The organism is Sphingomonas sp. CFBP 13733 (assembly GCF_014841795.1).
Classification (GTDB): domain Bacteria; phylum Pseudomonadota; class Alphaproteobacteria; order Sphingomonadales; family Sphingomonadaceae; genus Sphingomonas; species Sphingomonas aerolata.
Genome location: NZ_JACYUP010000003.1, coordinates 462,038 through 482,221 on the forward strand (window position 1 = coordinate 462,038; position 20,184 = coordinate 482,221).

Below are 20,184 nucleotides of genomic sequence, written 5' to 3' on the forward strand. Positions count from 1 at the left end.
CTGGCGCGCGGCGGATCGCGGCGGTGGCGGAAGAGGCGGCCGGGCCGGCAATGCAGGTTGTCTTCGCGCGCGATTGGGCGGGAAAGGCTGTTTTCGCAGGCGCCGGTTTGCGCTAGTCGGAGCCATGGCATCGACGATCTCCTGCGACGTCGCGATCGTTGGCGCGGGCCTGGCCGGCGGGATGATCGCGCTGGCGCTCAAAGCGAAGCATCCGGCGCTCGACGTGCGGCTGGTCGATGCCGCCCCGACGGTCGGCGGCAATCACCTCTGGTCGTTCTTCGACAGCGACGTCGCGGCGGCGGACCGCTGGATCGTCGCGCCGCTCGTGGTGCATGGCTGGCAGGGCTATGACGTGCGCTTTCCAGGGCATGCGCGGACCATCGACGCGCGTTACAATTCGATCGAGAGCGTCCAGCTCGACCGCGAAGTACGCCGCGTCCTGCCGCCGCACGCGCTGATGCTCGACCGCAAAGTCAGCGGCGCGAGCGCGACCGCGGTGGTGCTGAGCGACGGCGACCGGATCGAAGCGACCGGGGTGATCGACGCGCGCGGGCCGGGCGACCTTACGCTGCTCGATCTGGCGTGGCAGAAATTCCTCGGACGCGAACTGCTGCTCGACGCGATGCACAAGGCGCCGCGGCCGATGGTGATGGATGCGGGCGTCGAACAGCTCGACGGCTATCGTTTCGTCTATTGCCTGCCGTTCAAGGCGCGGCGGATGTTCGTCGAAGACACCTATTACAGCGACACGCCCGATCTCGATCTGCCCGTGCTGCGCGACCGGATCGACGCCTATGTCGCCGAGCGCGGCTGGTCGGTGAAGCGGATCGAACGCGAGGAATCGGGCGTCCTGCCGGTCGCGATGGGCGGCGATTTCGAGGCCTATTGGCGCTCGACCGGGGCGCGTGTCGCCAAGGCGGGGATGCGCGCGGGGATGTTCCACCCGACCACCGGCTATTCGCTGCCCGATGCGGTGCGGACCGCGTCGATGATCGCGGCGCTGGGGGATTTCTCGGGCGCGCGGCTGCACGACGCGACCTATGCGATGGCGCAGGCGACGTGGAAGAGCCGCGGTTTCTACCGGATGCTCGACACGATGCTATTCCGCGCGGCGGAGCCCGAGGAACGCTACCGGATCCTCGAGCGCTTCTATCGCCTCTCCCCTTCGCTGATAGGCCGTTTCTATGCCGGACGTTCGACCATGACCGACAAGGCGCGGATCCTGACCGGCAAGCCCCCCGTCCCCATCGTGCGCGCCGTCCGCGCCATCGCAGGCAGTATGAGATCATGAAGACAGCTATCGTCATCGGCGCAGGGTTTGGCGGGCTGGCGCTCGCGATCCGGCTGCAATCCGCAGGCGTCCAGACGACCATCGTCGAGAGCCGCGACAAGCCGGGCGGGCGTGGCTATTACTGGGAGCGCGACGGCTTCACCTTCGATGCCGGCCCGACCGTCATCACCGATCCCGATTGCCTGCGCGAACTATGGGCGCTGAGCGGGCACGACATGAGCGCGGACGTGACGCTCGACCCGGTGCTGCCCTTCTACCGGCTGAACTGGGCAGACGGGACGAATTTCGATTATACCAACGACGATACGCAGATGCGGGCGGAGATCGAGAAGCTGCACCCGGGCGACTGGGCGGGCTATGAGAAGTTCCTCGCCTATTCCGCCGGCGTGTTTCACGAAGGCTATGAGAAGCTCGGCCATGTCGCGTTTCTCGACTTCGGGTCGATGATCAAGGCGGCGCCGGCACTGGCGAAATACCAGGCCTGGCGCTCGGTCTATTCAATCGTGTCGAGCTTCGTGAAGTCCGAGAAGCTGCGCGAGGCGCTCTCGTTCCACACGCTGCTGGTCGGCGGCAATCCGATGACGACCAGCGCGATCTATGCCCTGATCCACAAGCTGGAGCGCGACGGCGGCGTGTGGTTCGCGCGCGGCGGCACCAACCGGCTGGTCGCGGCGCTGGTGACCCAGTTCGAGCGACTGGGCGGCGTGCTGCGGCTCGACGACCCGGTCACCTCGATCGAGACGCTGGGCGACCGCGCGACCGGGGTCACGACGGCGAGCGGCTGGTCGGGCCAGGCGGATGCGGTGGCGGCGAACAGCGACATCATGCACACCTATCGCGACCTGCTGGCGACGTCGCGCAGCGGACAGCGGACCAAGGCGTCGCTCGAGCGCAAGAAGTACAGCCCGTCGCTGTTCGTCGTGCATTTCGGGATCAAGGGCACGTGGCCCGGCATTCCGCACCACATGATCCTGTTCGGGCCGCGCTATAAGGGGCTGCTGTCGGACATTTACGATCACGGCGTGCTGGCGGAAGATTTCTCGCTTTATCTCCACCACCCGACTGTCACCGACCCCAGCCTGGCGCCGGAGGGGCATTCGACCTTCTACGCGCTCGCGCCGGTGCCGCATCTCGGCAAGTTCCCGGTCGACTGGGACGAGATCGGCCCGATCCTGGAGAAGCGGATCCTTGACGAGATCGGCCGGCGGTTGATCCCGGACATCCACGACCGGATCGTGACCAAGTTCAGCTATGCGCCGAAGGATTTCGCGCAGGATCTGAACGCCCATCTGGGCTCGGCCTTCTCGCTCGAGCCGGTGCTGACGCAGAGCGCCTATTTCCGCGTGCACAACCGCGACGATCATATCCCGAACCTGTACTTCGTCGGCGCAGGGACTCACCCGGGGGCGGGGATTCCCGGCGTCGTCGGGAGTGCGAAGGCGACGGCGCGGTTGATGCTTGAGGGCGAGCAGTAAGGGTTTGTTCACGCGGAGACGCGGAGGCGCGGAGATGGTGCGTCCAGCCTATCGGTCGGAAGACCTCTCGGCTGTACGTCATCATGGTATAAGGTCGCTCCGCGACCCGTGCTGCAACTCCGCGCCTCCGCGTCTCCGCGCGAACCCATTCTTTTCTTGCGGCACCACGCGAGCTTCCCCTAGCGAGGCCACATGAAAAGACTTGCTGTGTATTGCGGGTCGGCGACGCCGGCTGATCCCCTGTATATCGAAGGCGCACGCGCGCTGGGACGGACCTTTGCCGAGCGCGGAATCGGCCTCGTCTATGGCGGTGGCCGCACCGGCCTGATGGGCGCGATCGCCGACGGTGCGCTCGAGGGTGGCGGCGAGGTGATCGGCGTGATTCCGCAGGCGCTGGTCGATGCGGAGGTTGCGCACCGGGGGCTGACCGAGCTCCACGTCGTGCAGGGCATGCACCAGCGCAAGCAGATGTTCACCGACCTGTCGGACGGATTCGTGACGATTCCCGGTGGTACGGGCACGATGGACGAGCTGTGGGAAGCGCTGAGCTGGGCGCAGCTCGGCTATCATGCGGATCCCGTCGGGCTGCTCAACACCGCGGGCTATTACGACCATCTGATCGCGTTCTGGGACAAGATGGGCGAGGTCGGCTTCCTGCGACCGCAGCACCGCGACCTGCTGATCGTCGCGGATACGCTCGACCTGCTGCTCGACCGGATGGCGGAGCATGTGCCGACACAGCCGATCGTCCGGATGAACGCGTCGGATCTGTGACCGTCTTCGCGCCGCATACTATCCTGCTCCACCCCGGCGAAGGCCGGGGCCCAGTTGGGGGACGGGGATTGGCTCGCGCTACGCGTCATTACACTCGCTTTCCCACCTGGGCCCCGGCCTTCGCCGGGGTGGTAGTAAAGGTGGCGGCATGACATTCCCCTCCCCCACCCGCGAAGCGATCGTCGCGACGGCGAAGGAGTCGATCGCGCGCGGATCGAAGAGTTTCGCGGCCGCCAGCCTGTTGTTCGACAAGCCGACGCGCGAACGGGCGTGGCTCCTCTACGCCTGGTGCCGGCGGTGCGACGATATCGCCGACGGACAGGATCACGGGCACGGCATGACCGTCGTCGACGATGCCCCGGCGCGCCTCGTCACGCTGTCGGCGATGACCGAGCAGGCGCTGGCGGGCGAGGTCGTCGGCGAGCCCGCATTCGACGCGCTGCGGATCGTCGCCGCCGAGACGCGGATGCCCAAGCGGTTCGCGCGCGACCTGGTCGAGGGGTTCGCGCTCGATGCACGCGAGTGGCGACCGCGCTCCGAAAACGACCTGTACAAATATTGCTACCATGTCGCGGGCGTCGTCGGCTGCATGATGGCGATCGCGATGGGGGTCGATCCCGATGACGAGGACACACTCGACCGCGCCTGTGACTTGGGAATGGCATTCCAGCTCGCCAACATCATGCGCGATGTCGAGGAGGATGACCGGGTCGGGCGCTGCTACCTGCCCGAGGACTGGCTGGTCGAGATGGACTTTCCGCCCGGCCAGCACATGAAGCCGCCATTCCGCGCGCGCCTCGCGGTGCTCACGAAGCGGATGGCGGACCGCGCGGCGGCGTTCGAGGCGAGCGCACGGGAAGGCACGCCCGCGCTGTCGTTCCGGTCGGCCTGGGCCGTGCTGTCCGCGGCCGGTATCTATGGCGCAATCGGGCGGGCCGTCGCGGCGCGCGGCGAGCATGCCTGGGATCACCGCGTTACGACGTCCGGGGCGCAGAAGCTGGGGTTTATCGCCAGAGCCGCGCGAGAGGCAGCGGCGCCGGAGCGGCTGTATCCACGCACGCCGCGCGATCCGCGGCTGTGGACACGACCGCGGTAGCTTAGTCTTTCACGCCTCACCCCTTATCCGTTCGCCCTGAGCGAAGTCGAAGGGCCTCCGTTCGGGACCTGTGCTTCGACTTCGCTCAGCACGAACGGGGAAGAGAGAGCGAAGGAGACGAACTCAAACCCGCTCGAACCAACATATCAGCCCCGGGGCTTGGCCTTGCCTGCCACGGCGATCTGCGCGCCTGCGGTGCGGCAATTGGCGCCGATCATCGGATAGGGAACGTCGGTGTTCTGCGCGAGCTGATCGGGAAGCGCCGCGCGGCACTGCGCCATGGTTTCGTAGCGCGCCGGCACGACCCGTGCCTCGGTGCAGTTCATATTGCCGTCACTGCAACCCATGATGGCCATGACGTAGAACAGCGGTTCCATTTCATTCTCCAGTGGATCGCCGTGCCCGGCGTTGGACACGGTATGAAAAGCGACGAACTGGCAGGATTGTTCCGCCAACCGCTTTCACCGGGGCTTGACCACGCCTACATCACCACCAGCAATGCCCCCTGATACCTACACCTCCACCCGCGCGGACCAGCCGTTGCTGCCGACGCTCCGTCGCTTTCTGCCATTCCTGTGGCCGGCGGGGCAGCCGAAGCTGAAAGTGCGGATCGTCGTCGCGATGATGCTCGTGATCGCGTCGAAGCTGGTGCAGGTGTTCGGCGCGGCGTTCACGCTGAAATATGCGGTCGACCGGATGGCGGGGAACGACCGCGGCGCGCTGACGCTCGTCGCGCTGCTGGTGGTCGGCTATGCGGCGTCGCGGTTCGGAACGACGCTGTTCGACAATCTGCGCAACGCGGTGTTCGAGCGGGTCGGACAGGACGCGTCGCGGCGGTTGGCCGCGCAGGTGTTTCGCCACCTCCATGCGCTGAGCCTCGATTTCCATCTGTCGCGCCGAACGGGCGCAGTGACCAAGGTCGTCGAACGCGGGACCAAGAGTATCGATACGATGCTCTATTTCCTGCTCTTCAACATTGCGCCCACGCTGTTCGAACTCGTGCTGGTGCTGGGCCTGTTCTGGACCAAGTTCGGCTGGCCGCTGGTCGTCGCGACGGTCGTGATGGTGGTCGGCTATATCGCGTTCACGCGGATGGTCACCGACTGGCGCAACGCGCTGCGCGCACGCATGAATGACCTTGATACCGGTGCGGTCGCGCATGCGGTCGATTCGCTGCTGAACTTCGAGACGGTCAAGTACTTCGGCGCGGAGGAGCGCGAGGCAAAGCGCTATGACAGCGCGATCACTGCCTATTCCGAAGCCGCGGTGAAGAGCGAGAATTCGCTCGCATGGCTGAACCTCGGTCAGGCTCTGATCACCAACCTGATGCTCGCGGGCGGCATGGGCTTCGTCGTGTGGCGGTGGAGCCGGGGCGAGGCGTCGGCGGGCGACGTGGTCTTTGTCTCGACGCTGCTGGCGCAGCTGTTCCGGCCGCTCGACCTGCTCGGCATGGTGTATCGCACGATCCGCCAGGGCGCGCTCGACATGGCGGCGATGTTCGACCTGATCGACACGCCCGCTTCCGTCGTCGACGTGGCCGACGCCCCCGTACTCGCGGTCAGCGCGGGTCATGTCCGGTTCGAGAATGTCTCGTTCGGCTATGACGCGGGCCGGCCGATCCTGCGCGATCTCGAGCTCGACGTGCCCGCGGGATCGACGCTCGCGGTGGTCGGACCGTCAGGCGCGGGCAAGTCGACGCTCGCGCGGCTTCTCTACCGCTTCTACGACCTGACGGGCGGGCGGATCACCGTCGACGGGCAGGACATTGCGCAGGTCCGCCAGGCATCGCTGCGCGCGGCGATCGGGATCGTTCCGCAGGACACGGTGCTGTTCAACGATACGATCGGCTACAATATCGCCTATGGCCGCGAGGGCGCGGAGATGCCCGAGGTCGAGACGGCGGCGAAGGGCGCGGCGATCGCAGGGTTCATCGAACGCCAGCCGCTCGGCTATGCGACGCGCGTCGGCGAGCGTGGTCTGAAGCTGTCGGGCGGCGAGAAGCAGCGCGTGGCGATCGCACGCACGCTGCTGAAGAACCCGCCGATCCTGATCCTCGACGAGGCAACGTCGGCGCTCGACAGCCGCACCGAGGCGGAAATCCTCGACACGCTCGAGGCGATCGAGCGCGGCCGCACCACGATCGTGATCGCGCATCGGCTGTCGACCGTGGTGCATGCCGACCAGATCGTCGTGCTGGAGGCGGGGCGGATCGTCGAGAAGGGTACGCATGCCGAGTTGCTGCGCCGCGAGGGCGTGTATGCGGAGATGTGGAACCGCCAAGCGCAGGAGCGCGCCGGCGATGACGCGGGGGCGCTCGCGGCGGAGTAGGGTCGTCCCACCATCTTCCACCCCGGCGAAGGCCGGGGCCCAGTTGGAGAGGTCGGAGTAACGGGGCGCGGTCTTTCGTTACCGACGCCCCCTAACTGGACCCCGGCCTTCGCCGGGGTGGTGTATTGTGCGCGCCTAGCCAGTTACCCGCACGTGAGCCTTACCTGCTTCTGTGGCCGGTCGAACACGATTTCGGAGCAGCGATCGAGCACGTCCGCGCCGAGCGTCAGGCGGTCGTGTTTGGGGTCGCGCTTGCCCTTGGCGGTGACGACGATCTCGTCGGGGTCGGGTGGTGCGGCGTCGGCTTCCGGAATCGACACGGCATCGCCGACGTCGCTGGCGCGGACGCCGAGCGTCGATAGCATCAGCGGGCCGACCGGGAGCGGGGTCGCGAGTATCATCGTGCGCACCGGCCGCACGATGCCGAAAGCGATTTCGACGGGCTCCAATGTACCGACGAGCGTGCCGCGCTGCGCCTCGGCGATCAGCGACGCGGCGTTGGCGGTGACCGTGGTGCGCGGGTGATAGGGATCGAAGCGGACGCGCACTGGCTGGCCGCCGATCATGATCTGCGCGAATTCGCCCGACAGCCGTCCGAACAGGCCGCCGCCATCGACCATCGGCAGTGCGACCGTCCGTTCGCTCGCGCGCGGCGCGTGGAGGGCGATACGCACGACGGGTTCGGGGAGCGACCCCGGCCCGATGCTGCCATCGCCGACGGTCGCATAGACACGCCCGATCCAGCGACCGTCGGCAGACCCTTTTTTGGGACTGGGAAAGCCGACCCGGCGTTTCACGCGGGTGGCGTCGAACGTCATCGGCCGCACGGTCGTGGCCTGCATCGCGCCCTTTCCGCCCACCGAATAGCCGATTTCCATCATGCCGCCTTTCAACCTAAGCCGGTCGGCGGCGGCGGTGGTCATGAGGACCAGCCCGGGCGCGCCAGGATCGACGCGGAGCGTGACCGGCCTGCCGTCGATCGTCGCGGCGATCATGCCACCGACCGGCACGTCTCGCACCGCCACAGGCTTGTCCGCAGCGAAGCCCGCGCTGCCGATCGGGACGAGCCCGACCAAGACGAGCGCCGTGGCACCGCTCCGCAAACCAAAGCCTTTCATGCCACCTCCACCAATCGATCGCGAGGGGTGTTGCACATCGCTCGACGACCGCAACCGCATTCGCCACGAGTATGAATGTATGCCTCCCCGGCGGAGGCCGGGGTCCAGTTGGGAGACGTTGCTGACAAAGGACGTCCCGTCGTTACGACCACCTTTCCAACTGGGCCCCGGCCTCCGCCGGGGAGGTGCATGCTATCTGGTCGGGATGACAGACCCTGGTGCACCGGCGCGATAAGGCCCGCGCTATCCTCGACATCGCAGCGGGGATCGCTACCTAGACGGCGATGGCACTCGACCCCCTTCCCGATCTCCAGCGCATCTTCGGCTTTCCTGATTTTCGCGGCGTGCAGCGCGATGTCGTCGACCGTGTGCTTGCGGGGCAGCGGACGCTGGCGGTGATGCCGACCGGAGCTGGCAAGTCGCTATGTTACCAGTTGCCGGCGACGATGCTCGAGGGGACGTGCGTGGTCGTGTCGCCGCTGATCGCGCTGATGCACGACCAGCTGCGTGCCGCGACCGCGGTCGGGATCAAGGCGGCGACGCTGACGAGCGTGGATACCAATCGCGAGGAGACGATCGCGCGGTTCCGTGCGGGCGATCTCGATCTGCTGTATGTCGCGCCCGAGCGGGCCTCGAACGAGAGTTTTCGCAATCTGCTGTCGCAGGCGCGGATCAGCCTGTTCGCGATCGACGAGGCGCACTGCGTCAGTGAGTGGGGGCATGACTTCCGCCCCGACTACCGCCTGCTGCGGCCGCTGCTCGACAGCTTTCCCGACGTGCCACGGCTGGCGCTGACCGCGACCGCGGACGCGCATACGCGCGCGGATATCCTCGAACAGCTGGGGATCTCGCGCGAGGGGCTGATCGTGTCGGGGTTCGACCGGCCGAACATCCGCTATGCGATCTCGGCACGCGACAACGTCAACCGGCAGATCGCGGATATTCTCGAGAAGATCCCGGGGCCGGGGATCGTCTATGCGCAGACGCGCGCCGCGACCGAGAAGCTGGCCGAGGCGCTGGGGCGCAGCGGGCGGCCGACGCGCGCCTATCATGCCGGGCTCGATCCGCAGGTGCGCGCGAAGAACCAGGCGGATTTCGTCGCAAGCGAGGACATGGTGATCTGCGCGACGGTCGCGTTCGGGATGGGGATCGACAAGCCCGACGTGCGGTTCGTCGCGCATGCCGGGCTGCCGAAATCGATCGAGGCCTATTATCAGGAAACGGGGCGCGCGGGGCGCGACGGCGATCCGGCGATCGCGCATCTGTTCTGGGGTGCGGAGGATTTCGCGCGCGCCCGCCAGCGGATCGGCGAGGTCGAGCCCGAGCGGCAGGCGGGCGAGCGCCAGCGGCTGACCGCGATGGGCGGGCTGGTCGAGACCGCAGGGTGCCGGCGCCGCATCCTGCTCAAGCATTTCGGCGAGGAGCGACTCGAGGATTGCGGCAATTGCGACAATTGCCTCGGCAATGTCGATGCGGTCGACGCGACCGAGACCGCGCGGAAATTCTTGTCGGCGGTGTTCCGGACGGGGCAGATGTTCGGCGTCGGCTATATCGAGGGTATCCTGACCGGGGTGTCGAGCGAGCGGAGCCTGATGAACGGGCATGAGGCGCTGTCGGTCTACGGGATCGTCGAGGGCGACGAGGTGGCGTTGCTGAAACCGGTCTCGCGCGCGCTGATGTTGAAGGACGCGCTGCGGACGAATCCGCATGGCGGGCTGGAGTTCGGGCCCGCGGCCAAGGCGATCCTGAAAGGCGAGGCGGCGCTGTCGGTGATCGTGCCGCCCAAGCGCGAGCGGCGGCGCAAGGCGGCACCGGGCGCGGTGCCGAACCCGGTCGACGATCCGCTGTTCGAGGCGCTGCGCGTATGCCGCCGCGATCTGGCGAAGGACGCGGGCGTTCCGCCCTATGTGATCTTCCACGATTCGGTGCTGCGTGACATGGCGGCGCAGCGACCCGCATCGCGGGCGGCGCTCGCCGTGCTATCGGGCATTGGCGCGCGCAAGCTCGACGCCTATGGGGATGCCTTTCTGGCAGTTATCCGCGAGTCCGCATGATCCGGCACATCAACGAAAGCATTTCGGTCGCGCCGCAGATCGCGGTCGAGCACGTCGCGGACATCGCCGCGGCGGGGTTCAAGACGATCGTCAACAACCGCCCCGACGACGAGGATGCGGGCCAGCCTTCGGGCGACGCGATCCGTGCGGCGGCCGAGGCGGCAGGCCTGAACTATGTCGCGATCCCGGTGACACATGCGGGCTTTTCGCATCCGCAGATCGACGCGATGACCCAGGCGCTGACCGAGGCGAAAGGCCCCGTCCTCGCCTATTGCCGGTCGGGCACGCGGAGCTGCAATCTGTGGGCGCTCGCCGCGGCAAAGGCGGGGCGCAATCCCAACCTGCTGCTCGCGCAGGCCGAGGACGCAGGCTATGACCTGCGCGGTATCCGCCCGATGCTGGATGCGCTCGCAGGGCCGCGATGATTCCGATCGCGCTCGGCCCCGCGGTGATCGGGGCTGCGGTCGCGGCATTGGTGGCGTCGGTCGGTGGTATCGGCTGGGCAGCGGCCCGGAAACGGCGCGTGATACGGATCGAGACCGCCGAGGAGGCCGCCGAGGCGGCGCAGGCGCAACTGCCGGGCTTTGCCGTCTCGGGCGCGGTGGTCGGCGCCGATGGGCGTGGCGCGCTCGCGGTCGCGGACGATGGCCGTGTCGCCGCGGTCAAGCGTGTCGGCAAGCGGATCGCGGTGTGCGAGGTCACCTGGCGGACGGTGCGCGCGACGCAGGAGGGGATCCTCGTCGAGACCGGCGACCGGACGCTCGGCGCGGTGATGCTCTCGCGGGTCGACGTGCTCGATATCCGGCGGCTGGCTCCCAGGAACATCGGCGTCTAGCGGCCACCCTGCCGGCACCGCGATCGACACGCAAAAAAAGACCCGGTGCGTTGTGCGCACCGGGCCAGGTTGTCCGCAGGAGGAACATCGTGGGTGCGGGCTCGGTCGGCCCGCTACCGAACTGGATCAGTTATAGGCACGCTCGCCATGCTCGCCGATGTCGAGACCCTCGACCTCGACTTCGGGCGAGACGCGCAGGCCGGTGACCGCCTTGGCGATCAGGATCGCGATCACGGTGCCGACCGAGGCCCAGATGATCGTGACGAGAACCGCCTGGATCTGCACCAGCAGCTTGGCACCGATCGCATAGTCGGCGGCACCCGGGCCACCGAGCGACGGCGCATAAACCACCGCAGTGCCGATAGCACCTACCATGCCGCCGATGCCGTGGATGCCGAACGCGTCGAGCGAGTCGTCATATCCGAGCAGCGGCTTGATCTTCGACACCGCCATGAAGCAGATCAACGAGGCGATCGCACCCAGCACGATCGCTCCGAACGGGCCCGAATTGCCCGCCGCCGGCGTCACCGCGACCAGCCCTGCGACGATGCCCGAGCAGAAGCCGAGTGCCGACCCCTTGTGACCCGACAGCCGCTCGGCGAGCATCCAGAACAACGCGGCCGACGCGGTCGCGACGAAGGTGTTGATCATTGCCAGTGCCGCCGACCCGTTCGCCTCGAGCGCGGAGCCGGCATTGAAGCCGAACCAGCCCACCCAGAGCAGCCCGGTGCCGATCCCGGTCATCACCAGCGAATGCGGCGCCATCGGCTCCTTGGGATAGCCGATCCGCTTGCCGAGCATCAGTGCGGCAACCAGCGCGGAAACGCCCGCGTTGATGTGGACGACGGTCCCGCCGGCGAAATCGAGCGCGCCGGCCTTGAAGAAATAGCCCGACGCGGCCCAGACCATGTGCGCGATCGGGAAATAGACGATCGTCAGCCAGACCAGGCCGAACACCATCACCGCGGAGAATTTCATCCGCTCGACGACCGAGCCGAGCACCAGCGCGATCGTGATCGCGGCGAAGGTCATCTGGAAACAGACGAAGACATATTCGGGAATTTCAACGCCCGCGGTGAAGGTCGCCGCCTGCGAGGCCGGGGTGATCCCCTTGAGGAACGCCTTGTCGAGACTGCCGATGAAATTGCTGAGCAGCGGATTCGTCACGTCGGGACCGAAGGCGAGCGTATAGCCCCACATCACCCAGATGAGCATCGCGAGTGCTGCGACCGCGCCGATCTGCGTCATGGTCGAGAGCATGTTCTTCGACCGGGTGAGACCACCGTAGAACAGCGCGAGACCCGGCAGGATCATCATCAGGACGAGGATCGTCGAGGTCATCATCCAGGCGGTATCGCCCTTGTTGACGGTGGCGACGACGGGCGCGGCCGCGGGTGCGGCGACCGTCTGCGCAAAAGCGGGCGCGGCGGCAACCAGCGCGGCACCGAACCCCAGAACCGCCGCGGCGGCTGTCTTCATGTCATGCTTCATCGTGTCCCCCTCCCCTCAGAGCGCCGAGTCGTCGGTTTCGCCGGTGCGGATGCGCACCGCCTGGCTGACGTCGACCACAAAGATCTTGCCATCGCCGATCGCGCCGGTGTTGGCGGATGCCTGGATCGCCTCGACCACGCGGTCCACCAGGCTCGTCGCGCACACGACCTCGACCTTGATCTTGGGCACCATGTTGGTCGTGTATTCGGCACCGCGATAAATCTCGGTCTGACCCTTTTGCCGGCCGAACCCCTTGACCTCGGTGACCGTCATGCCCGCCACGCCGAGCGTGGTGAGCGCTTCGCGCACCTCGTCGAGCTTGAACGGCTTGATGATGGCAATGACGAGTTTCATCGCGCCCCTTCCCCTTGTTACGGCGAACACAACGCAACGACCGTGCCAGTTTACCGGCAGGGTGCGGGACGGGGCGGGGACAGGGTGGAGGACGGGGTGTCGGGCGCGCCGGGCCGCTAGAAACTGTGCAGCGCGCGACGATTGCCTCAAAAACGGGCAGCGCGTCGCCGGACGATTTCCGGTCAGCGGTCGGGAATGATCGCGCGTGCCTCATCGAAATCGTCGGCGTCGACCATCACGCGGACCGGGATCAGCAGATCGCTGCCGTCGCCGATCGCCATGTCGCCGTCGAACACGATCGCGGCAATGCCCTCGCTTTCGAGCCGGCCGGCGATGATCAGCGCCTCGTTGCGGCTGTAGCGGCCAAGCTCGGCGAGACTCATCGGGCTGCACCGGGCGCGATGGTCGGCACCCGCGTCGGCAGACCGTCGATGCTGCGCGGATGCTCGGCCCATTCGGCGAGCCGTTCGGCATCGCTCTGCCCGGCATGATATTTGGACAGTGTCTGGCGTTCGCGATCGAGCGTCATCACGGGCACGCCCCATCCGCAGCTCGTCTGCACCTGATCGACCGCGATCTCGAAGATCTGCCGGGTCCCCGGCAACGGCGTGAACTGCGCATAGAGCGCGTTCCAGCGATCGTCCTGCGGCAGCACCGCGGTGCCGTGCCCATAAATCCGGAAGATGAGCGCGGGGCGGTCGAACGCGCAGAACATGATCGTGATACGTCCGTCGGCGGCGAGATGCGCATTGGTCTCGTTCCCCGAGCCGCCGACGTCGAGATAGGCGACGGTGCCAGCGTCGAGCACGCGGAAGCTGTCCATTCCCTTGGGGCTGAGGTTGATCCGCGCACCCTCGGCCGCGGTCGCGACGAAGAACACGGGCTGGCGTTCGACGAACGCGCGGTGCGCGTCGGTAAGGGCGGGGAAGAAATCCATGTCGCTACCCTAACAGGACCGCCGCTCCGACGCGAACGGTGAACCGCTTTTCCAAGCCACGGAAAGCGCGGTTTGCGAATCGGTCGCAACGCTATTGCAAATCAGTCGCGACAACAGTAGCGAGCCGGAAAGGGGTTTTTCATGTCCGATCGTCGCTTCGCCCGCCTGCTGCTCGCCGGCACCATTCTCACGGCCGCGCTGTCCGCATCACCGGCCTGGGCCGGGTCCGCCCCGGAGGACACGACCCCCAACGCGTCCGTGGCAGCGGCAACAAGCCTCGACGAATCCGACGCGTCCGAGCCGCAGGATCACGGCGTGATCGTCGTGACCGGCGAGAAGGCGACGACGATCGCGTCGTCGGGGACGAAGAGCGCGACGCCGATCGTCGAGACGCCGCAGTCGATCAGCGTGATCAGCGCCGCCGACATTGCCGGGCTGGGGCTGCAGAACCTCAACCAAGCGCTGCGCTTCGTCGCGGGTGTGACCCCCGAGACGCGCGGCGCATCGGCCGAAGTGTACGACCAGTTTAAGCTGCGCGGGTTCGACGCGCCGGTCTATCTCGACGGGCTGCGCCAGTTCGGCAGCGCGACCGGCTATGCGGTGCCGCAGGTCGACGTGTCGCGGCTCGATCGGGTCGAGATTATCAAGGGCCCGGCGTCGGTGCTCTATGGCCAGTCGAGCCCGGGCGGTCTGGTCGCGGAGGTCAGCAAGCTGCCGCTTGATCGCGCAACCTATGGTGCGGTCAGCGGCACCTATGGCACCTACGACCTGTACCGCGTCGACGCTGATATCGGCGGGCGCGCAGGGGACGGCGTGCTGTGGCGCATCTATGGCAGCGCGAATGGCGCCGACGATCAGCAAACGCAGGGTCAGGGCAAGCGCGAACGCCAGACGATCTCCGCCGCGGTGACCGCCGGCGCGGGCAGCAGCACCAGCTTCACGCTGCTCGGCGCCTATTCGCATGATCCCTATAACGGCAATTACGGCGTCTTCCCCGCGCTCGGCACCCTGATCGACAACCCGGCGGGCAAGATCTCGACGAAATTCTACGGCGGCGAGCCGGGGGATTTCTTCAGCCGCGAACAGGCGGCGCTGACCTATATCTTCAACCATGATTTCGGCAGCGGCTGGGCGTTGCGGTCGTCGGGTCGCTATCAATATGTGAAGAGCAATTTGGGGATCGTCTATACCGGCGGGCCGGCGCTCGATCCGTTCGCGACGGCGCCGACCGTCTATGGCCGCTACTCCTATTCGACGCGCGAACAGCTGAACAACTGGACGTTCGACAATCAGCTGACCGGCAAGGTCGTCACGGGACCGCTGACGCACAGCCTGTTGTTCGGCGCCGATCGGCAGGTCGCACATTCGGCCGGGCTCTCGGCCTTTGGCGGCGCGACACCGATCGACGTGTTCAACCCGGTCTACGGGACGATGCCGACACCGCAGTCGCCGTTCGAGGTCGCGGGCTACGCCTTTGACGGCAGCCTGGCCGACGTCGCATCGGCCAATGTCCGCCAGCGCCAGCAGGGGGTCTATGCGCAGGACCAGATCGCGGTCGGCGGGCTGCGCGTGACGCTGAGCGGCCGCCAGGACTGGGCCCGCCAGGAACGCAACGGCAAGGCGCAGAAAGACGAGAAGTTCACCTGGCGCGCGGGTGCGCTGTACCTGCTGCCGTTCGGGCTGGCGCCCTATGCAAGCTACTCGACCTCGTTCCAGCCGGAGAATGCGGAACTGCGCGATGGCAGCCCCCCGAAGCCGTCTCTCGGCAAGCAGATCGAGGCGGGGGTGAAATATCAGCCGACCGGCACGTCGATCCTCGTCACCGCAGCCTGGTTCCGGATCGAGCAGACCAATGTCGTCGTGTCCTATCCCGATTTCACGGCGGAGCAGATCGGCAAGGTCCGGTCGCAGGGTGTCGAGGTCGAGGCGAGCGCGCCGCTGCCCTACGGCTTCAACGCCAAGCTCGCCTATAGCCGCCAGCGCGTGAAGAAGGTCGAGGACGTCGTTGCCGCCAATATCGGCCTGCCGCTCGCGACGGTCGGGCGCGGCGGAATCTCGGCGAACCTCGAATGGGCGCCGACCGAGGGGCCGGCATCGGGCTTTGCGATCGGCGGCGCGGTGCGGCACGTCGACAAGACCTATGCCGATTTCTATTCGGACCGCGTCGCGCGCTATTCACCCGCCTATACGGTGTTCGACGCGCTGCTGCGTTACGATCTGGGCAAGCTCAGCCCACGGCTCGCCAATGTCGATCTCGGCGTCAACGCGACCAACCTGTTCGACAAGAAGTATCTGACGAGCTGCTTCGCCAACTATGCCTGGTGCTGGTACGGCAACCGCCGCACCGTGCAGGCGACGATCGGATATCGCTGGTAACGGGCCGCTCGACCCTGCGCAGGCGGTTTATACGCAGGTCGATGGCACATCTTGGCGTGTCGGCCGTTCAGCGGTCCGAGCGCATTCGTTCCGGATGCCGTCCAGCATAGGAGTTTAGCATGAACACGACGACCTTGAAGGGTGAAGGCCAGGATCTGCTCGGTTCGGTGAAGCAGGCAGCAGGCAATGCGACGGGCGACAGCTCGCTCCAGGCCGGCGGCGTCGCCGACCAGATCGCAGGCACCGCGAACAAGGCGATCGGCACCGCGACCGACACCGTCGCCCCGCTCGCCGACAAGGCGCGTGCGTTTGCCAAGGATCGTCCGTTCGCGACCGCAGCGCTGGTCGGCGTCGTCGGCATCGCGCTGCTCAACACGCTGCGCGGTAAGTGATCGCCTGGGGCCGCGTCCGCGCGGCCCCGCTGGTCGGAGGATCCCGGCGGTGTCGGCACGGGGCGAATGCCCTGTGACCCGACCCGCCGGCCTCTGGATCGGCACCAATCGTGGTGGGCTCCATCCGCTGCGACAGGGCGATGGCTGGTCGACCGGCACGCCCTATCCCGATGCGATCAACGTGTCCTTCGGCGTCCATTCGCCGCGCTATGATCTTCATTATCTCGTCGACGAACGCGATGACGGAGCGATCGGCGTGTATCGCGCCACCGCCGACGGCTGGCGACAGATCGCCCGCGTGGCGGTTGACGGTGACGCGCCGTGTCATCTCGCGCTAAGTCACGACCACAACCTGCTCGCCGTCGCCAATTATGCGAGCGGGAGCGTGTCGGTCCTAGATCTCGACGCCGACGGCCTGCCGAACGCGCCAGCCCATGTCTTTGCGCATAGCGGATCTGGTCCGAACCGCGAGCGTCAGACTAGCCCTCACGCGCATTGGGTCGGGTTCGATGCCGAGGATCGCTGGCTCTATGCAACCGATCTGGGGACCGACGAAATCCGCGCCTTCGCGGTGGCGCCGGCGCCGGGCGGCAACCGTGTCCGGGCGGCCGGAACAGCCTTTCACGCACCAGCGGGATCGGGGCCACGCCATCTGCTGCTGCATCCGCATGTCCAGCGCATGGCATATCTTGCCAACGAACTTGCGAACACGCTGACCGTGCTGGTCGGCGGCGAGGGTCGGTTCTCGGCAGCAAGGACCGTGTCGACGCTACCAGAAGAATATGAGGGTCCGAGCATCGTCGCGCATCTGGCGATCAACGCGGCGGGGGACCGGCTCTATGTCTCCAACCGCGGGCATGACAGCATCGCGGTCTTCGCGCTCGACCCGGATGGTGACCCGCGGCTGATCCAGCATGCACCGGCGGGGGCGGCCTATCCGCGACACTTCGTGCTGTTGGAGGACGAGGGCCTGATGGTCGTCGCGAACGAGAAGGACGAATGCGTGACGCTGCTGCCGATCACCGCGGACGGGCTGCTCGGGCCGCATGTCGCCCGGGTCGCGGTTCCGGGGGCGGCGTTCGTTCTGTCACGCTAGGCTGCACGCCTGCACTCAGCGATAGGCGAGCGTCCAGCCGGGCGGCAGATAGTCGGTCGACATGTAATAATAGAAGAGGCAGCTGCCATCGGCGCGGTAGGTGCCGCCCTTGACGAGGCCGAGTGCGACCTGCCCTTCGAAAACCGGCGCGCCGCTGTCACCCGACTTGCATGTCGGCCCTTCGACCGCGACCCAGGTCGGCAGGCACGCGCCGCCGCACAGATCGCCCGCGGGGGCGAAATCGACCATCGCGACCGGCGCGCAGCTATAGCCGGTGCGCTCGCCGCGGTGACAGACGAAGTCGCCCGCGCGCGTGCTGGTCCGGTTGCGCCATGTCGCGACGGTCCTGAGCCGGGTCTTGGCGGTATCAGCAAAGAAGGCGGGCAGCCGTGGCGCAGTCGCCGGCAGCGCGGGCGCGCGGTTGATCTGGACGTCCTGATACCCCCAGCCCCATTGGCCGATATAGGGCAGCGCGATCGCCCGCCGCTCCGTGCCCGCCGGCGGCCGCCCGACATAATCAAGCGTGTCGGGACAATGCGCGGCGGTGGCGATCGCATCCGCGACGCCATCGGTGACGACGAATCCCGTCGTGCAGATATAGCGCCGGCCGTCGACCGTCCCGACCACCCGCCCCCCGCCCGCGACGTCCGGCATCACGGTCACTGCGTCGGCACGCGGGATCATCGCCACGGGGATCCCGGGCACTGTGGCGCCCGGCGTAGCCGTTACGCTCGTCTGAAGCGCCATCGGCAGCATCGGGCGGTCACTGGCTTCGATCCGCACGGGAACGCCGGTCATATCGGCGAACTTGGCGGTAAGTGCGCCATCCCGGTCGAGTGCAAGGTCCGCGGTCGCGACCATCACGACGAGCGTACCCGTCCGCTGATCCGCACCGATGCCGGGGGGATGCGGAAGCGCAGCGCGGATCGCCGCCTGGAAGGTGCGGATCTGGCCGAGGATCCGGTCGAGCGTCGCCGCCGCGCCGGTCCGGAACACCAGCGGGACGCTCATCCCCCCCGCCTCGACGACGCGGTCCGCGACCGGGTCGGTGCCGGTCAGCAGCACCACGATCCGGTAGGCCGGGTCATGCTCGACCGCGATGCCCGCGAGCCGATCCGCGAATTCGCGGCGCAGCGCGTCGGTGACGGGAATCGTCGCCGCCTGCGCCCGCATGCGGTGGAGCGCGACATCGAGCGGCACGCCGAACCGCCGCGCATATTCCGCCGCGTCCTGCATCGCCGCATCGACGGGGAGCTGGAGCTGGGGGGCGTCGACCGGCGCGATCGGTGACGGGGCGATCGGCAATGGGACGGGCGGCGCGACACCGGTCTGCGCCGCGCCGGATGGTGCCGGGAGCCACAATCCCGCAACCAGCGCTCCGGCCAGCCCAGCCTCTATCCATTTCGCTGTCATGATCGGCAAACGTCCAGTTTCGGGGCCAGCACCGGGTCGCGGGCCGTGCGCCACGACCGCCCCTGACCCCGACCCCGCCTAGCGCACCGGCGCGGTGTCGCGCGAGACGGATTTTAACGCGCGTCGCGCGCACACCCCCGCGGGATCGCCGCCATTGTGCCCTAGGTTCGGCGGTGCAGCACTGCGCTGCGATTACAAAGGAATGCCACAGTGACTCTTGCTTTACCCGCCCGACATTTCTCGCCGGCCCCGCGGCCCGCAACCGCGACCACAGCCGGGATCGCGTCCCCCGCCCCAACCCCACCGCTGTTCGCGCTCGACCAGCTCGAGGTGACGTTTGACCCGCAGGCCGACACGCTGTGGACCTATATGCGGCCAAGGACGCGGCCGAGTTTCAACCCTGCGCTGCTCGCGGACTTTGGTCAGTGGCAGGCCGATATCCACAGCGCCCACACCTCCGGGGCGATGCCGATTCGCTATCTCGTGCTCGGCTCGCGATTCCCCGGCGTCTTCTCGCTCGGCGGTGATCTCGACCTGTTCGCACAGCATATCCGTGCCGGTCACCGCGAGGCGCTGGTCCAATATGGCCGCGCCTGCGTGCAGATCCTGCACCGCAACCTGCGCGGCCTCGACCTGCCGATCGTGACGATCGGTCTGGTCGAGGGCGATGCGCTGGGCGGCGGGTTCGAGGCGCTGCTGTCGTTCAACGTCGTCGTCGCCGAACGCGGCGCGAGCTTCGGGCTTCCCGAGACCGTGTTCGGGCTGTTCCCGGGCATGGGGGCGCACTGCTTCCTGTCGCGGCGGCTGGGGGCAGCGCGCGCCGAACAGATGATCCTCAGCGGGCGCAACTACAGCGCGGAGGAGCTCTATGATCTGGGTATCGTCCACGCGCTCGCCGACCCCGGCCAGGGCCGCCGGGTGGTCGAGGATTATATTCGGCAAAACCGGCGTCGCCACAGCGGGCATTGCGCAATCTACGAGGCGTCGCGCGCGGTCAATCCGCTGACGCTCGACGAGCTCGAGGCGGTGGTCGACCTGTGGGCGGACGCCGCGCTGCGCCTCAGCGAGGGGGATCTCAAGCTGATGCGGCGGCTCGTCGCGGCGCAGACCCGTCTGCTCGACAAGCCGCAAGGCTGACGGACATCGCCCCCAGG

At 67.3% G+C, this 20,184-nt stretch carries 19 protein-coding genes; 12 read left to right on the plus strand and 7 right to left on the minus strand.

The window, feature by feature from the left end; genetic code table 11:
- The first annotated feature begins 124 nt into the window (after window positions 1-124).
- The 4 genes from crtY (at window position 125) to IFT71_RS10765 (ending at window position 4,636) form a co-directional block, all read left to right on the plus strand.
- Complete coding sequence (gene crtY, locus IFT71_RS10750; protein ID WP_031394043.1) at window positions 125-1,291, plus strand: lycopene beta-cyclase CrtY; 1,167 nt, start codon at window positions 125-127, stop codon at window positions 1,289-1,291.
- The gene (locus IFT71_RS10755) at window positions 1,288-2,766 is read left to right on the plus strand and encodes a phytoene desaturase (protein ID WP_031394044.1); all 1,479 of its coding nucleotides are present in this window, start codon (window positions 1,288-1,290) and stop codon (window positions 2,764-2,766) included. Before crtY ends, IFT71_RS10755 begins: the two co-directional genes overlap by 4 nt.
- A gap of 192 nt (window positions 2,767-2,958) precedes the next feature.
- The gene (locus IFT71_RS10760) at window positions 2,959-3,540 is read left to right on the plus strand and encodes an LOG family protein (protein ID WP_031394045.1); all 582 of its coding nucleotides are present in this window, start codon (window positions 2,959-2,961) and stop codon (window positions 3,538-3,540) included.
- 148 nt (window positions 3,541-3,688) lie between these two features.
- Window positions 3,689-4,636 carry a phytoene/squalene synthase family protein gene (locus IFT71_RS10765; RefSeq protein ID WP_192140744.1) on the plus strand — a complete coding sequence of 316 codons (948 nt, stop codon included), beginning with the start codon at window positions 3,689-3,691 and terminating at the stop codon, window positions 4,634-4,636.
- 146 nt (window positions 4,637-4,782) lie between these two features.
- On the opposite strand, the gene IFT71_RS10770 is transcribed toward IFT71_RS10765, so the two are convergent.
- The gene (locus tag IFT71_RS10770) at window positions 4,783-5,013 is read right to left on the minus strand and encodes a hypothetical protein (protein WP_183936180.1); all 231 of its coding nucleotides are present in this window, start codon (window positions 5,011-5,013) and stop codon (window positions 4,783-4,785) included.
- Window positions 5,014-5,134: 121 nt separating this feature from the next.
- Here IFT71_RS10770 and IFT71_RS10775 point away from each other — a divergent pair, with 121 nt between their 5' ends.
- Window positions 5,135-6,964, plus strand: coding sequence for an ABCB family ABC transporter ATP-binding protein/permease (locus tag IFT71_RS10775; RefSeq protein ID WP_192140746.1), 1,830 nt, complete (start codon window positions 5,135-5,137; stop codon window positions 6,962-6,964).
- A gap of 143 nt (window positions 6,965-7,107) precedes the next feature.
- Here the strand turns inward: IFT71_RS10775 and IFT71_RS10780 are convergent, their stop codons facing one another.
- Window positions 7,108-8,082 (minus strand): hypothetical protein, encoded by a 975-nt coding sequence (locus IFT71_RS10780; RefSeq protein WP_192140748.1) that lies wholly within the window; start codon window positions 8,080-8,082, stop codon window positions 7,108-7,110.
- 284 nt (window positions 8,083-8,366) lie between these two features.
- On the opposite strand from IFT71_RS10780, the gene recQ reads away from it, so the two are divergent.
- From recQ to IFT71_RS10795, 3 genes are read left to right on the plus strand one after another with little or no spacing between them, the layout of a single operon-like run.
- On the plus strand, window positions 8,367-10,136 hold the full coding sequence (gene recQ, locus IFT71_RS10785; RefSeq protein ID WP_192140750.1) for a DNA helicase RecQ: 1,770 nt from the start codon (window positions 8,367-8,369) through the stop codon (window positions 10,134-10,136).
- Window positions 10,133-10,561, plus strand: a complete 429-nt coding sequence (locus IFT71_RS10790; protein WP_031394698.1) for a TIGR01244 family sulfur transferase — start codon at window positions 10,133-10,135, stop codon at window positions 10,559-10,561. The genes recQ and IFT71_RS10790 overlap by 4 nt, the downstream gene beginning before the upstream one ends.
- On the plus strand, window positions 10,558-10,971 hold the full coding sequence (locus tag IFT71_RS10795) for a hypothetical protein (RefSeq protein WP_192140752.1): 414 nt from the start codon (window positions 10,558-10,560) through the stop codon (window positions 10,969-10,971). The genes IFT71_RS10790 and IFT71_RS10795 overlap by 4 nt, the downstream gene beginning before the upstream one ends.
- Before the next feature lie 126 nt (window positions 10,972-11,097).
- Here IFT71_RS10795 and IFT71_RS10800 read toward each other — a convergent pair whose 3' ends face one another.
- From IFT71_RS10800 to IFT71_RS10815, 4 genes are all read right to left on the minus strand, one after another.
- Window positions 11,098-12,450: an ammonium transporter gene (locus IFT71_RS10800; RefSeq protein WP_244648458.1), complete on the minus strand. Its 1,353-nt coding sequence runs from the start codon at window positions 12,448-12,450 to the stop codon at window positions 11,098-11,100.
- A gap of 27 nt (window positions 12,451-12,477) precedes the next feature.
- On the minus strand, window positions 12,478-12,816 hold the full coding sequence (locus IFT71_RS10805) for a P-II family nitrogen regulator (protein ID WP_031439291.1): 339 nt from the start codon (window positions 12,814-12,816) through the stop codon (window positions 12,478-12,480).
- A gap of 182 nt (window positions 12,817-12,998) precedes the next feature.
- On the minus strand, window positions 12,999-13,199 hold the full coding sequence (locus tag IFT71_RS10810) for a putative signal transducing protein (RefSeq protein WP_056406720.1): 201 nt from the start codon (window positions 13,197-13,199) through the stop codon (window positions 12,999-13,001).
- A complete protein-coding gene (locus IFT71_RS10815) occupies window positions 13,196-13,753 on the minus strand; it encodes a pyridoxamine 5'-phosphate oxidase family protein (protein ID WP_192140754.1) in 558 nt (185 codons plus the stop codon). The genes IFT71_RS10810 and IFT71_RS10815 overlap by 4 nt, the downstream gene beginning before the upstream one ends.
- A 141-nt stretch (window positions 13,754-13,894) precedes the next feature.
- Between IFT71_RS10815 and IFT71_RS10820 the strand changes: the two genes are divergently transcribed.
- The 3 genes from IFT71_RS10820 (at window position 13,895) to IFT71_RS10830 (ending at window position 17,617) form a co-directional block, all read left to right on the plus strand.
- Window positions 13,895-16,129 carry a TonB-dependent siderophore receptor gene (locus tag IFT71_RS10820; RefSeq protein ID WP_192140756.1) on the plus strand — a complete coding sequence of 745 codons (2,235 nt, stop codon included), beginning with the start codon at window positions 13,895-13,897 and terminating at the stop codon, window positions 16,127-16,129.
- A 119-nt stretch (window positions 16,130-16,248) separates the two neighbouring features.
- Window positions 16,249-16,521, plus strand: coding sequence for a CsbD family protein (locus IFT71_RS10825; RefSeq protein WP_031396253.1), 273 nt, complete (start codon window positions 16,249-16,251; stop codon window positions 16,519-16,521).
- 73 nt (window positions 16,522-16,594) lie between these two features.
- Window positions 16,595-17,617, plus strand: a complete 1,023-nt coding sequence (locus tag IFT71_RS10830; protein WP_192140758.1) for a beta-propeller fold lactonase family protein — start codon at window positions 16,595-16,597, stop codon at window positions 17,615-17,617.
- Window positions 17,618-17,632: 15 nt separating this feature from the next.
- Here the strand turns inward: IFT71_RS10830 and IFT71_RS10835 are convergent, their stop codons facing one another.
- Window positions 17,633-19,030: a hypothetical protein gene (locus tag IFT71_RS10835; protein ID WP_192140760.1), complete on the minus strand. Its 1,398-nt coding sequence runs from the start codon at window positions 19,028-19,030 to the stop codon at window positions 17,633-17,635.
- Between the two features lie 210 nt (window positions 19,031-19,240).
- Here IFT71_RS10835 and IFT71_RS10840 point away from each other — a divergent pair, with 210 nt between their 5' ends.
- Entirely contained in the window at window positions 19,241-20,167 is a 927-nt protein-coding gene (locus IFT71_RS10840) for a crotonase/enoyl-CoA hydratase family protein (RefSeq protein WP_342212636.1), read from the plus strand.
- Window positions 20,168-20,184: the final 17 nt, after the last annotated feature.

Bases quoted from the DNA above. Each gene is read 5' to 3' on its own strand.
- recQ (WP_192140750.1), top strand. From the start codon at position 8,367: ATGGCACTCGACCCCCTTCCCGATCTCCAGCGCATCTTCGGCTTTCCT.
- IFT71_RS10805 (WP_031439291.1), bottom strand. From the start codon at position 12,816: ATGAAACTCGTCATTGCCATCATCAAGCCGTTCAAGCTCGACGAGGTG.
- IFT71_RS10780 (WP_192140748.1), bottom strand. From the start codon at position 8,082: ATGAAAGGCTTTGGTTTGCGGAGCGGTGCCACGGCGCTCGTCTTGGTC.
- IFT71_RS10755 (WP_031394044.1), top strand. From the start codon at position 1,288: ATGAAGACAGCTATCGTCATCGGCGCAGGGTTTGGCGGGCTGGCGCTC.
- IFT71_RS10795 (WP_192140752.1), top strand. From the start codon at position 10,558: ATGATTCCGATCGCGCTCGGCCCCGCGGTGATCGGGGCTGCGGTCGCG.
- IFT71_RS10760 (WP_031394045.1), top strand. From the start codon at position 2,959: ATGAAAAGACTTGCTGTGTATTGCGGGTCGGCGACGCCGGCTGATCCC.
- IFT71_RS10825 (WP_031396253.1), top strand. From the start codon at position 16,249: ATGAACACGACGACCTTGAAGGGTGAAGGCCAGGATCTGCTCGGTTCG.
- IFT71_RS10820 (WP_192140756.1), top strand. From the start codon at position 13,895: ATGTCCGATCGTCGCTTCGCCCGCCTGCTGCTCGCCGGCACCATTCTC.
- IFT71_RS10775 (WP_192140746.1), top strand. From the start codon at position 5,135: ATGCCCCCTGATACCTACACCTCCACCCGCGCGGACCAGCCGTTGCTG.
- IFT71_RS10790 (WP_031394698.1), top strand. From the start codon at position 10,133: ATGATCCGGCACATCAACGAAAGCATTTCGGTCGCGCCGCAGATCGCG.
- IFT71_RS10765 (WP_192140744.1), top strand. From the start codon at position 3,689: ATGACATTCCCCTCCCCCACCCGCGAAGCGATCGTCGCGACGGCGAAG.
- IFT71_RS10815 (WP_192140754.1), bottom strand. From the start codon at position 13,753: ATGGATTTCTTCCCCGCCCTTACCGACGCGCACCGCGCGTTCGTCGAA.
- IFT71_RS10770 (WP_183936180.1), bottom strand. From the start codon at position 5,013: ATGGAACCGCTGTTCTACGTCATGGCCATCATGGGTTGCAGTGACGGC.
- IFT71_RS10800 (WP_244648458.1), bottom strand. From the start codon at position 12,450: ATGAAGACAGCCGCCGCGGCGGTTCTGGGGTTCGGTGCCGCGCTGGTT.
- IFT71_RS10810 (WP_056406720.1), bottom strand. From the start codon at position 13,199: ATGAGTCTCGCCGAGCTTGGCCGCTACAGCCGCAACGAGGCGCTGATC.
- crtY (WP_031394043.1), top strand. From the start codon at position 125: ATGGCATCGACGATCTCCTGCGACGTCGCGATCGTTGGCGCGGGCCTG.
- IFT71_RS10835 (WP_192140760.1), bottom strand. From the start codon at position 19,030: ATGACAGCGAAATGGATAGAGGCTGGGCTGGCCGGAGCGCTGGTTGCG.